This is a genomic window from Streptacidiphilus sp. PAMC 29251 (assembly GCF_054208735.2).
In genome coordinates, this window is sequence record NZ_CM135725.2 from 1,133,507 (window position 1) to 1,146,043 (window position 12,537).

Consider the following 12,537-nt stretch of genomic DNA (forward strand, 5'->3'; position numbering starts at 1 on the left):
GGATGGTGCGGTGACGATGGTGCAGGTCAGTAGGCCTTCAGGCCGTGGGCTCGGAACTGGCCGCGTACCCGCTCGGTCAGGGCTGCGTCCGGTACCGGGGTGTCGGCCAGTGGGAAGGGGATGCCGAGGGTCTCGTACTTGGGGGCGCCCAGCTTGTGGAAGGGCAGCACGTCGACCTGTTCGACGTTGCCGAGGCCGGCCACGAATGCGGCCAGGCCGTCGATCGCCTCGGCGTTGTCGGTCCAGCCCGGGACCAGCACGTAGCGGATCCGGGCCCGGATGCCGAGCCGGTCCAGGCGGGTGGCGAAGCTGAGCGTCGGGCCCAGTTGACGGCTGGTCAGCCTCCGGTAGGTGGCCAGGTCGAAGGACTTGATGTCGAGCAGGACCAGGTCGGTGTCGGCGAGCAGCCGGTCGTCGGCGGCGGCGCCGAGGAAGCCCGAGGTGTCCAGTGCGGTGTGCAGGCCCAGTTCCTTGCAGCGGTGCAGGATCTCGGCGGCGAAGGCGTGCTGGAGCAGGGGCTCGCCTCCGGTCAGGGTCACTCCGCCGCCGGCGGCCCGGACGAAGGCGGCGTGCCTGCCGATCAGCTCCATCGCCTCGTCGACGGTGGTGGGCGTGCCGTCGCGCATGTGCCAGGTGTCGGGGTTGGCGCAGTACAGGCAGCGCAGCGGGCAGCCGCTGAGGAAGAGCACGAACCGGGTCCCTGGCCCGTCCACCCCGGTGGACAGGTCCCAGGAGTGGATCCGACCGGTGGGGTCCGCGGCGCGGTTCACAGCGCGCCGTGGAAGGTGCGGCTGATCACGTCGAGCTGCTGCTCGCGGGTCAGGCGGACGAAGTTGACGGCGTATCCGGAGACCCGGATGGTCAGGTCCGGGTAGTTCTCCGGGTGCTCCATGGCGTCCTGGAGGGTGGCCCGGTCCAGGACGTTGACGTTGAGGTGGAAGCCGCCGGACGCGATGTAGGCGTCGAGCAGGCCGACCAGGTTGCCGGCCCGTTCGGCCGGGTCGTGGCCCAGGCCCTCGGGGGTGACCGTGGACGTCAGCGAGATGCCGTCGCGCGCGTGGTCGTACGGGATCTTCGCGACGGACAGGGCGGAGGCGGCCATGCCGTGCCGGTCGCGCCCGTTCATGGGGTTGGCGCCGGGGGCGAACGGAGTTCCGGCACGGCGGCCGTCGGGGGTGCTGCCGGTGTGCTTGCCGTAGACGACGTTGGAGGTGATGGTGAGCACCGACTGGGTGTGCACCGCGCCTCGGTAGGTCGGGTGGCGGCGCAGTTTGCCCATGAACGAGTCCACCAGGTCCACCGCGATCGCGTCGGCCCGGTCGTCGTTGTTGCCGTAGGCGGGGTAGTCGCCCTCGACCAGGTAGTCGACGGCGAGGCCGCTGTCGTCCCTGATCACCTTGACCCGGGCGTACTTGGCGGCGGACAGGCTGTCGGCTGCCACGGAGAGGCCGGCGATGCCGCAGGCCATCCAGCGGTGCACCGGGTGGTCGTGCAGCGCCATCTCCAGCCGCTCGTAGGCGTACTTGTCGTGCATGTAGTGGATGACGTTGAGCGCGTTGACGTAGACGTCGGCGAGCCAGTCCAGGGTGTGGTCGTAGGCGGCGTACAGGGTGGCGTAGTCGAGATACTCGCCCTCGACCGGGGCGGAGGGCGGGGCGACCTGGACGCCGCTGATCTCGTCGCGTCCGCCGTTGACGGCGTAGAGCAGGGCCTTGGCGAGGTTGACCCGGGCGCCGAAGAACTGCATCTGCTTGCCGACGGTCATCGCCGAGACGCAGCAGGCGATGGCGGTGTCGTCGCCGGTGACCGGGCGCATCAGCTCGTCGGACTCGTACTGGATCGAGGAGGTGTCGATGGACACCTGGGCGCAGAACTGCTTGAAGCCCTCGGGCAGCCGCGGCGACCAGAGCACGGTGAGGTTCGGCTCGGGGGCCGGGCCCAGGTTGTAGAGGGTCTGCAGGAAGCGGAACGAGGTGCGGGTGACCAGGGTGCGGCCGTCGGCGCCGATCCCGCCGATGGACTCGGTGACCCAGGTCGGGTCGCCCGAGAAAAGGGCGTCGTACTCCGGGGTGCGCAGGAAGCGCACGATCCGCAGCTTGACCACGAAGTCGTCGACCAGCTCCTGCGCGCCGCTCTCGTCCAGCTCGCCGGCTTCGATGTCGCGCTGCAGGTAGACGTCCAGGAAGGTCGAGGTGCGACCGAGCGACATGGCCGCGCCGTTCTGCTCCTTCACCGCGGCCAGGTAGCCCAGGTAGAGCCACTGGACCGCCTCGCGGCCGGTGCCGGCCGGGCGGCTGACGTCGCAGTCGTAGGTCGCGGCCATCCGCTCCAGCTCACCCAGGGCCCTTATCTGCTCGGAGAGTTCCTCGCGGTCGCGGATCACCTCGGCGGTGGAGGCCTGGTGGTCCAGGCGGGCGCGTTCGACCCGCTTGGCTGCGATCAGTGCGGTGGTGCCGTAGAGGGCGACGCGCCGGTAGTCGCCGATGATCCGGCCGCGGCCGTAGGCGTCGGGCAGCCCGGTGACGATGCCGGCCCTGCGGGCGCGGACCATCTCCGGGGTGTAGGCGTCGAACACGCCGTCGTTGTGGGTCTTGCGGTACTGGGTGAAGACGCGTTTCCAGTTCCGGGGAGACCGGGTAGCCGTAGGTGCCGAGGGCGCCGGCCACCATCCGCCAGCCGCCGAACGGCATGATCGCCCGCTTGAGCGGGGCGTCGGTCTGCAGGCCGACGATCAGTTCCCGGTCGCGGTCGATGTAGCCGGGCCGGTGGGCGGTGATCGTGGAGGGGGTGGTGGCGTCGATGTCCAGCACGCCCTTGCGGCGCTCCTCGGGGAAGAGGGCAGCGACCGTCCCCCACACGCTGCGGGTCCGCTCGGTGGGGCCGGCCAGGAAGGAGCCGTCGCCCTCGTAGGGCGTGTAGTTGGCCTGGATGAAGTCGCGCACCTCGATCCGCTCGCGCCAGGCGGTTCCGGTGAAGCCGCGCCAGGCGGTTTGCGGGGATCCGGTGGTCGGGCGGGTGGTCACGGTCGTCATGACTGCTCCTGTGCTGGGTGGGCCGTTCCCTCTGCTCTGTCATCGTCCGTCCGGGCGGCCCGCCGGCAGCAGAGCCCACCCGGCCCTTCCTGGGCCCGATGGTCCCCTGCGCGACTGAGTGGCAGCGATCTGTGTCACTGCTCAGTCGTGCGGGACCACCGCGACCGGGCACATCGCATGGTGCAGAACCGCGTGGGCCACCGGACCCAGGCGCATTCCCAGGACCGGCCGCGTGACCTGACGTCCGACGATCAGCATCCCGGCCTTGGTCGCCTCGTCCACCAGGACGGCCGCGGCCGTGCCCGGGCGGGCCTCAGCGTGGATGCGTGTACCGGGGTACTTCTCGGCCCAGCCGTGCAGAGCCTCAGCAAGCAGCCGCGACTCCCGGTGCATCCGGTCGCGTTCCGGGACCCCGGGGTCAACCGGGTTGACCGACCACAGCGGCGGCGGGCTCCAGGCGTGGACCACCCGCAGGGAGGAACCGCTGCTGGTGGCAGTGCGCAGGGCGAAGTCGATCAGGGCGTCGCTGGAGTGGCGGGCGTCGAGTCCCAGGACGACCTCACGGCGCGACGCGACCGCGCCCTCCGGGCTCTCGCCGTCGGGCACCAGGACGACCGGACAGGTGCTGCGGGCCGCCGCCGCCAGGCTGGTGGAACCGACCAACAGGTTCCGGAAGCCGCCTGTTCCACGGGATCCGAGGACCATCAGCTCCACGTCGTCCCCCGCCGCGAGCAGCCCGTCGACGGTCGAGTACGACAGCATCTCGGTGTCGACGGCCAGGTCGGGGAAGTCTGCCTGGATGTCAGCGCCGGCACCGGTGAGCATGCGCAGCGCATCAGCCTGCAGGGCATCGGGACTGGGGGACCCGGGGTACAGGTGCGGCAGCCACGGCCAGGCGTAGAGCAGACGCAGCGGTGAACCCAGCAGGACCGCCTCGCGCGCAGCCCACCGGGCAGCGGCGAGACTCTGCGGGGAACCGTCCACCCCGGCAACAACAGGACGCTTCATGGGGGTTCGACCTCTCAGGTGGGAGCGGCCTCACGACCGAGGCCCCGACACCCGCCCACCCTGACCCCGTCAACCGCTCGCCGGGGATGGGCCTATCGGGGCGAATCCGGGTGCCGGTGGTCCCCTACCTGTCAACCCGTCGTACTGGGCGACCCATGGAGGCAATCGGAGCAGGACCCAGGCATGCAGTGGGCAAACGATACCCACCGCCGCGAGAACGGGACGCTTCATGGGGTTCGACCCCTCGACGGGCGCGGCCTCGGTCGAGGACCCGGTTGTCGGTGAGGGACGGGACCAACGGCCCTGTCGTCCTTCCCGGGAGGTGACACATGCTCAGGAAACCAGCCCAGAAGGACAAAGGAAGGTGCCAGTCATGCGCCGTAGAGTATTCGACCTCCTTGCCAGCGTCGGAGGAATAGCGATCGTCCTGATGCTGCTGATCGCCGGGGGTCTGGCGACCTGGGGCTACAACTTCGCCGACTCCAGCGTCCACAGCCAACTGGCCCAGCAGCAGATCGTCTTCCCCGCCAAGGGCACTACCGCTCTCGCCGACCCGAAGATCAGCCCCTACCTCGACCAGTACGCCGGCCAGCAGCTGACCACCGGGGACCAGGCCAAGGCCTACGCCGACCACTACATCGCCGTCCACCTCTCCGAGATGCCGTACGGGGGCGTCTACTCCCAGGTGAGCAGCGCGTCGCGGGCCGATCCGAAGAACGCCGCGCTGGCCGCCGAGGTCCAGACCTCCTTCCAGGGAACGACGCTGCGGGGCCTGCTACTGGAGGCCTACGCCTTCTCCGTCTTCGCCACACTGGCCCTGTGGGCAGCGATCGCCTCGTTCGTGATGGCGCTGCTCTTCGCGGTACTGGTCGGCCTCGGCATCCGACACGCCCGGAGGGTCCCGGACAGCGCCGAGCTCCTGGCGCACCCCGCCGTGGGACCTGAGCTCAGCGCCGCCTGACATGCACGGCGTGCCCGAGGGGCCTCTCCAGCACGGAGACGCCCCTCGGGCACCCGGGAAGACCACCGGCCGAGCGATCAACGCGCATGAGGAGTGGACTATGCCGATCAGCCGGATAACCGTGGGTGTGGACGGTTCCCCATCGAACCCGCACGCGGTGGACTGGGCGGCGGAGGAAGCGTGTCGCCGCGACGTCCCCCTGCGCTTGCTGCACGCGGGCACCTCGCCGCCCGATGTCGGAGCCGCACGCTCGGAAACCCCGGTGTTCCTGGCCGCAGCCTGCGAACGAGCCTCCCGGCACCGTCCCGGAGTCGCGGTGACCGTCGAAAGCCTCACCCGGGACGTGGTGCCCGCACTCCTGGCGCTTGACGGGACGACGCAACTGCTGGTTCTGGGATCGCGCGGCCACGGCGCGCTGACCGGTGCCCTTCTCGGCTCGGTGAGCCTGGCGGTGGTCTCACAGGCGGAATTTCCCGTCGTGGTGGTACGCGGTGACCCCAACCGGCGCAAGCCGTGGGGTGGGGGCGTGGTCCTCGGCATCGGTCCGCATGGAACCCCCGGATCCGTGATCGACTTCGCGGTGCGGGAGGCGGCCCTGCGCCGAACGAGTCTGCACCTTGTGCACGCCTGGCAGTCCGAGGCCGAGACGCTCGGGCTGCCGGCCCCCAGGGCCGACGAAACAGCGGCGCAGCGGGCACGGGCCCTCGTCGCCGCCGTCGTCCTTCCCAACCCGCCTCCTGGGGTCGATGTCCGGCGCTACAACGCGCCCGGCAGCGCCGGCTCGGTCCTGCTCCGGGCCGGAGCCGACGCACATCTCCTGGTGGTGGGCGCTCAGCGCCGATCCGGCCGTGCGGGTCCGCGCCTCGGCCCTGTCAACCACACCGTGCTGCACCACGCGGCCTGCCCGGTGGCCATCGTCCCGTACCCCTGACGGTCCGGGCGCCCGCAGCGAACACGTCGCCGAGGAGATCCGCCTTCCGGAGACCGGCACCACACACCAGAGGTGAGCCACGGAACCGTTACCGAACGAAGGAGTTCGCCCCGACGGAGTCGACGCTGGCAACCTCCGCCGTACATCAGCTGACCGTCAGTCTGAGAAGGGGACCACCGGCAGCGCGTTGCCGTCACCCGCCCCAGCAACCGGAACGAGAGAGCGAATGCCGAAATCACCTGCTCCCAACGAGCAAGCATCCTTGCGGGCCGTCACAGCCACCTCCCTGGTCATCGCCGTGCTCTTCGCCACCACGGCCCTTGCCAGCGCGAGCACCGCCCCCAACCGAGCCACCGACCGACCCCCCAACAGCAGCCTGGTGGTGCGCACCTACGACGGAGCCGTCCAAGGCAGGACCACCAGTACCGCGAACGAATACCTGGGCATCCCCTACGCGGCTCCACCGGTCGGCGCCCTGCGCTGGCACGCCCCCGAGCCCGTCGCCCACTGGCGAGGCGTCCAGGACGCGACCGCATACGGCAGCCACTGTGCTCAGCCCAGCTCGGCGTTCGGGGAGGCCGGCACCTCGGAAGCATGCCTGAACCTCAATGTCTTCACTCCGACCAGCCGCACCGCTGCCGCACACCGTCCCCTTCCCGTCATGGTGTGGATCAACGGCGGCGCGAACATCGTGGGAGAGAGCGACGACTACGACCCCACCCCGTTGGTGCACAGAGGAGTGATCGTTGTCACCATCAACTACCGCCTCGGCGCGCTCGGTTACCTCGCCGACCGCGCCCTGGCCGGCACCGACGGAGCCGCTGGGAACTACGGGCTGATGGACCAGCAGGCCGCTCTTCGCTGGGTCCAGCACAACATCGGCCGCTTCGGAGGCGACCCCCGCAAGGTGACCCTGTTCGGGGAATCAGCCGGCGGACTGAGCGTCCTGGCGCAACTCGCCTCCCCCGCAGCCAAAGGCCTGTTCTCCAAGGCCGTCATCGAGAGCGGCGGCTACGGCCTCGACACGACACCTCTCGCCGCTGCCGAAACCGCAGGCCAGGCATTCGCCACCACCGCGGGGTGTACCGGTGCGGCCAGGGCCGAAACGGCTTCCTGTCTGCGGAACCTGCCGGTGTCCACCATCCTCGACGACCAGAACCCGTCCGGCTACCAGCCGGACATCGACGGACAGGTCCTCCCACGGTCCATCCGAACAGCCCTCGCCAGCGGGCAGTTCAACCGCGTCCCGGTGATCAACGGCTCCAACAGGGACGAACGGCGGCTGTTCGTCGCCGAGGCCGAACTCGAAGGCCACCCGGTCGTCACCGTCGCCGACTACCAGGGCATGATCGAAGCAGAACTGAAGGTCACCCCCCAGACAGCCGCGATCATCGCCACCCAGTACCCGCCGAGCGACTACCCGAACCCAGCCGAGGCCCTGAGCGCGGCATGGACCGACGACAGCTTCGCCTGCCCGGCGCTGACCATCGACCAGTCCATGGCGGCGTACGTCCCCACGTACGCCTACGAGTTCAACGACGAGAACGCACCCGAGCGCTACCTGCCACCGGTCAGCTTCCCCTACGGTGCGGCCCACGAATCAGAGGTCCAGTACCTGTTCACCCTGGCCAACACCGCCAACCCTGGCATCTTCACACCCCGCCAACAGGATCTGGCCGCCACAATGCAGCAGGACTGGACCGGCTTCGCCCACCAGGGACACCCCCACGCCTCCGACCAAACCCCCTGGCCCCGCTTCACCAGCGCCCACCCGTCCCTGCTCTCCCTCAACGCCCCCGGGCCCGATCTGGAAACCAATGTCGCAGGCGAACACCACTGCGTCTTCTGGAGCAGCGCGAACTGACCGGAGCACGGACCCCCACGTCTTGAGTCGATCCAGGGTTGCGGTGGAGTGGTGCTCCCTGCACCTGCGGGACTGTTCCCCAGTCACGCATCGTGTCCATATGAGCCAGCATGTGCTCACCGCGCCTGGGACCGTTTCTGCGGAGAGCGACCACACATTCTGCGCAGGCCGCCAGGCTGCTCCTACGGGTGCACGCTTTGCGCACGCATAGCGTGCACTAGCGCCTAATTTAGGCGGGGATATACCTTTGGCACCCGACTGGGGGTCAGGGGTCTCCGGCGGGACCTCTTGCGGCCCCAGCAGGGGCAAGGGCGTCGGAGGAAACACCACGTCGGCAGTTGCTGCAGCCACTTGGCGTGCCAGCGTCCTGAGCATTGCTTCGGTCTGCACCGTGCGGTTCCAGATCGCGCTAGGACTCTTGCCATGGTGTTTGACCTGGGTTAACGTCACGAACTGCGATACTGCTTTCTACCGAACTTCGCAGGGGCGAGGTTCGCCGTCCCGGCAGAACTCAACGTGGACACCCAGGCGATCGGCCGCGGCACCACTACCGCGGTCAGCAGCTTGTAGAAGGCTCCCGGTTCCATCACCTGTGGGTCGAAATCAGTGCGCATGGCGATCAGTATCCCGCGCCGGGCCGTGGACCGTCCCACCAGGTCAACGGCACGGCTAAACCACGAGGCTGAGGAACGTCCCGAATGCCAAATGGATCCGAACCCGGGAGCCGACCCCGCAATGTCAGTGCGGCCGCCACCGGTGACCTCGAAGAACTGCTGTCGCTGCTCGCGCCGGACGTCGTGTGGACCGCCGACAGCCAGGGGGGCGCACGACTGCGGCTCGTCGGCCGGTCGTGGGCGCGGACAAGGTGGCAGCAGTGCTGACGAACATCTTCCGCAAGGGGCGTCTGGCAGACCTGCGGATCGAGATGATCAACCGCAACAGCGCTCCCGCGATCGCGGTCCACGGCCTGGGCCGCCTCCAGGGCGTCTTCCTGACGGAGGTCACCAACGGCCGAATCACCGGAATCCATGCCATCCGCAACGGCGAGGGCACTGCAGGCGCGCTGCCAGGAACCTGGACTGCTCGTGGACGTGTTGCTCCTGCGGCGGGGACGCGGGAAGGCGGGCCGTGCACGCGAGGTGCACGGCCCGCAGTCACCCCGGAGGGGTCAGTACCCGAGGTCGCCCAGGAACCTCTTGGTGTACTGCAGCGGGGTTGTGCTGGACACGGAGTTGCAGGTGGGCGACGCGTAGGTGTAGTTGCAGGGCGTGTCTCGGTCCAGGGACCAGAAGTGGACGCCGGCCAGGCCGTTGCTCTTCGCGTAGGACGACAAGGTGTCCACGTCCGCGGTGGTGAAGGTCTCGCTGGTGTTGTCGTTCATGCCGATCATCGGCGTGACGGCGATTTTTCCGGCCGGTATCCCGTAGGTGTGCTCCAGGTTCTTCACTGCCTGGATCGAGGACTGGGCCATCTCGCACGTGCTGCTGGAGACCACGCACACGCTGCTGGAAGCGTTGCCGAAGTCCATGGTCATCAGGTTGATGACGTACGACTTCAGGCTGGAGCCCAGGACAGCGCGGACGACCTGGTTGCCGAGCGAGTTCACGCCGCCGTAGGAGCCGTCAGAGGCGCCCAGGGTGGCCAGGGTAAAGCTGAACTGGAGCTTGGGGTAAGTGGCCTGGGCGCCGGCCGCGGCGTTGACCAAATTGGTGATGTCCGAGGAGCTGAGCCCGTTCTCGATGTCGAAGTCGATGCCGACCAGGTTCGAGCTGGTGTAGCGCGAGATGAAGGAGTTCATGGCGGAGGTGGAGCCGCAGGTGAACGTCCCGGCGGCACCGCCGGTGGACACCACGTAGTTCAGGTTGGCGGAGTGGAGCTGGGGCACGTTCTCGGCGGCCCAGTTGGCACCCGAGACGCCTCCCCAGGTCTCGCTGCCGCAGGAGCCGGTGGCGAAGGCGACGCTGACGGCAGGCAGCTTCGGGACGTACTGGGACACCATGCTGCCGGATCCGACCAGCGGCCGCACGGACCCGCCGGCCGCCGACTGCATCTGGTAGGTATTCCAGTTCATATTGATGGTGACGTCCTTATACGGGCTCAGGAGCAGGCCGCTGACCGAGCCCGTCCCGGTCCCGCCGGTCCCGCCTCCGCCCCCGCCGCCGCCGGAGGAGCCGCCGGTACAGGCGCCGTTGGAGGTCCAGGGCTGTCCAGAACCGCTGCCGCCGTTGCTGGTGGCCGGGTCGTTGCCCTGGGTCCAGTAGTTGGCCGTGTAGTTGGTGCCGTTCTCGCTGGTCTGCTGGCCTGCGGTGTACACCGTGGCGGCGCTCCAGGCCGTGACGCAGGTGGTGGCCGCCTGCGCGGCGGGCGCCGAGGCCACTGCCAGGACCGTTCCACCGATGGCCAGGCCGAGGGCTGAACAGCTCGCCAGTGCCGTGCGAAGAATCCGCTTTCCAAGGCGCATGAATCCTCCAGGGGGAGAGGAGTGGGGGCGACCAATCGGCTCACCTGCGCCGAGGCACAGGCAAGTTGACGACTTTTGTATGTCCGCCGCCAAGATTGGTCAAGACCACTAGCGCGTATTGGTACAGACCAGAATCCGGCGTCGCGAAACGGGTGGGCCTCCGTCAGGCTGTTGGCGCCGCCCAAGTCCGCGGCGGTGCGCACGCGAAAGCAGGGGCGGGCCGCGGGGAGATGTCTCAGCCTTCCCATTCCAGCTGGCCGGCTCCCTGTTGCCGCGCGCCGTGCTGCGGAATGGACTCTCCGGCGCGGCGGGAAAGATAGAGAATGCCCAGGTCGGCGTGTTCCTTGCCTACTCATCCGCGCGTGGACGAGCCTTGGTCGACCGTCGCCTCTACCTTCCCGAGCAGAACTGGTGCCAGAACGCCGAGCGTCGCAGCGCCTCGGGCATCCCGGAGGCGGTCGGGTTCGCCACCAAGCCCCGCCTGGCCGCACAGATGACCGTCACGGCCCTGGCGGCCGGGGTCCCGGCCCGCTGGGCGACCGGGGACGCCCTGGGCACCGGCAGCGGCAACGTCCTGGACGGCGTCATGGGAGCAGGCCAACTGGTCGCCACCACTCTGACCGGCCTGATCCTGGTCATCACCCTGACCATGTACTTCCTCGCCGGCCTGCCCTCCCTCAAAGCCTTCGGCCTGCGCTTCGTCTCCGGCAGCAAACGCGAGCACGCGGCCGTGCTGACCGACGAGATCCTGCTGCGCACCGGCCGCTACATGCTCGGCAACCTCGCCACCTCTGTCATCGCCGGAGTCGCGACGTTCATCTGGCTCGAAGCCTTCGGCGTCCCCTACCCCGCGGCTCTGGGCGTGTTCGTCGCCGTGATGGACCTGATCCCCATGATCGGCTCCACCATCGGCGGCATCGTCGTGTCCCTGGTCGCCCTGGTCGTCTCGCTCCCGGTGGCGATCGCCACCGCCGTGTTCTACATCGTCTTCCGCGTCGCCGAGGACTACCTGATCATGCCCCGGGCGATGAAGTACGCCGTCGAGGTCCACCCCCTGGTCACCATCCTCAGGCGTCCTGATCGGCGGATCACTGCTGGGCATCATCGGCGCCCTGCTCGCCATCCCCATCGCCGTCGCGATCGGCCTGATCCTGGACGACGCCGTCTTCCCCCGCATCAGCAGGCGCTGACCGGTACATCCGAGCAGGGGGCGCGCCCCGTAGGCGGACCCCCTGCCATCTGCTCTGGGCCGGTCAGTCCTTGAAGGCGTCCTGGACCTTCTCGACCGCCTGCTTGGCGTCGCCCTTGACCTGGTCGACCTTGCCTTCGGCCTCAAGGCGCTCGTTGCCGGTCACCTTGCCGGCACCCTCCTTGGCCTTGCCCTTGAGCTTGTCCGCAGCGTTCGAAGCCTTGTCGTCGGCACCCATGGTCATCTCCCTCACTCCGTCAACCAACCCGGCTGTCCCGGCGAAGCCCCGGGGTCAGTGTGCTGCCGAGTCGGGATCAACGCCTCGGCTCCATAGCCGGGCGCGGACACGCTCCCACCTCTCAGGGGGAAGGTCCCACCCGATCACCGATCCGGTGTCACTCGCGCAGAAGGAGAGTCCTGACCCAGACGGGCCCCAGATCTCTGCGGAGATGGTATGCGGCACCAGGGTGATGAACCATTCGCACTGCCGTTCGTCTGTGAGATCCAGGACGACGGCGGTCTCTCCCTCCCGGGCCCCCGTCGCGTCGGTGATCGCAGTCAGGGCGGCCTGGGCGTCCGAAGGCCAGGGAAGGTCCGAGATCAGATCGATGCCGACCGAAGCCGCACTCGGGGCGACCTCCCGAATCACCTCCTCAACCACCATCCGCCGCACCTCAGCAGTGACCCCGTCCAGGAGGAGGAGCTCAAGCGGTACTGGCTTCTGATCAGTGCGGTCCCTGCGGCGCCATTCGAATCCGGCGAGCGTGCGCGAGAGTGAGTGTCTGGCGGACAGGTCCATCTCCTCCGGTGAGGCTCTGTGCAGGTCGTCATCCGCAAAGGCCCCGTTGTTTCGCTGTGCCGAGCTGGCGGCGGACACCGCGATGCCCCTGAACCACTCCCGCATCGTGCACCGAACAGGTGCCCCGCCCTGATGTTGATCAATCTCTGGACAAGTCAGATCATCGCAGGTCGGGCGGCACCTCTCGCACTAACTTCACCAAGCGCCCCAGACCTCATGAAACGCTGAGGCTGGTGCCAGTCGGGGCCGAGGTCCTGTAGCGCCGGGGGTCTGCCAGGAGATGCCAGACGAT

General features: G+C 68.7%; 8 protein-coding genes and 4 pseudogenes. 5 read left to right on the forward strand and 7 right to left on the reverse strand.

Translation table 11 applies throughout. The features are described 5' to 3' along the window. Nucleotides 1–26: 26 nt before the first annotated feature. From pflA to ACXKR8_RS05340, 3 genes and pseudogenes are all read right to left on the reverse strand, one after another. The gene (gene pflA, locus ACXKR8_RS05330; protein WP_458271724.1) at nt 27–770 is read right to left on the reverse strand and encodes a pyruvate formate-lyase-activating protein; all 744 of its coding nucleotides are present in this window, start codon (nt 768–770) and stop codon (nt 27–29) included. Continuing rightward, nucleotides 767–3,032, reverse strand: a pseudogene (gene pflB / locus ACXKR8_RS05335) (formate C-acetyltransferase). The gene pflA and the pseudogene pflB overlap by 4 nt, the downstream one beginning before the upstream one ends. A 141-nt stretch (nt 3,033–3,173) precedes the next feature. After that, complete coding sequence (locus tag ACXKR8_RS05340; protein WP_458271726.1) at nt 3,174–4,040, reverse strand: universal stress protein; 867 nt, start codon at nt 4,038–4,040, stop codon at nt 3,174–3,176. 373 nt (nt 4,041–4,413) lie between these two features. On the opposite strand from ACXKR8_RS05340, the gene ACXKR8_RS05345 reads away from it, so the two are divergent. The 3 genes from ACXKR8_RS05345 (at nt 4,414) to ACXKR8_RS05355 (ending at nt 7,796) form a co-directional block, all read left to right on the forward strand. Continuing rightward, a complete protein-coding gene (locus ACXKR8_RS05345) occupies nt 4,414–5,001 on the forward strand; it encodes a hypothetical protein (protein ID WP_458271727.1) in 588 nt (195 codons plus the stop codon). A 100-nt stretch (nt 5,002–5,101) separates the two neighbouring features. After that, on the forward strand, nt 5,102–5,932 hold the full coding sequence (locus tag ACXKR8_RS05350; protein WP_458271728.1) for a universal stress protein: 831 nt from the start codon (nt 5,102–5,104) through the stop codon (nt 5,930–5,932). Nucleotides 5,933–6,194: 262 nt separating this feature from the next. Then, the gene (locus ACXKR8_RS05355; protein ID WP_462100341.1) at nt 6,195–7,796 is read left to right on the forward strand and encodes a carboxylesterase/lipase family protein; all 1,602 of its coding nucleotides are present in this window, start codon (nt 6,195–6,197) and stop codon (nt 7,794–7,796) included. A 473-nt stretch (nt 7,797–8,269) separates the two neighbouring features. Here the strand turns inward: ACXKR8_RS05355 and ACXKR8_RS05360 are convergent. Next, nucleotides 8,270–8,410, reverse strand: a pseudogene (locus ACXKR8_RS05360) (flavin reductase family protein); the annotation flags it as partial. A gap of 554 nt (nt 8,411–8,964) precedes the next feature. Beyond that, on the reverse strand, nt 8,965–10,257 hold the full coding sequence (locus tag ACXKR8_RS05365; protein ID WP_458271730.1) for a carbohydrate-binding protein: 1,293 nt from the start codon (nt 10,255–10,257) through the stop codon (nt 8,965–8,967). A gap of 298 nt (nt 10,258–10,555) precedes the next feature. On the opposite strand from ACXKR8_RS05365, the pseudogene ACXKR8_RS05370 reads away from it, so the two are divergent. Then, a pseudogene (locus ACXKR8_RS05370) lies at nt 10,556–10,804 on the forward strand (transposase); the annotation flags it as partial. Between the two features lie 48 nt (nt 10,805–10,852). Beyond that, nucleotides 10,853–11,521 (forward strand): annotated as a pseudogene (locus ACXKR8_RS05375) (AI-2E family transporter); the annotation flags it as partial. Here the strand turns inward: ACXKR8_RS05375 and ACXKR8_RS05380 are convergent. Continuing rightward, nucleotides 11,511–11,684, reverse strand: a complete 174-nt coding sequence (locus ACXKR8_RS05380) for a CsbD family protein (RefSeq protein WP_458271731.1) — start codon at nt 11,682–11,684, stop codon at nt 11,511–11,513. The pseudogene ACXKR8_RS05375 and the gene ACXKR8_RS05380 overlap by 11 nt on opposite strands. 54 nt (nt 11,685–11,738) lie before the next feature. Then, nucleotides 11,739–12,323: a hypothetical protein gene (locus ACXKR8_RS05385; protein WP_458271732.1), complete on the reverse strand. Its 585-nt coding sequence runs from the start codon at nt 12,321–12,323 to the stop codon at nt 11,739–11,741. Nucleotides 12,324–12,537 lie beyond the last annotated feature (214 nt).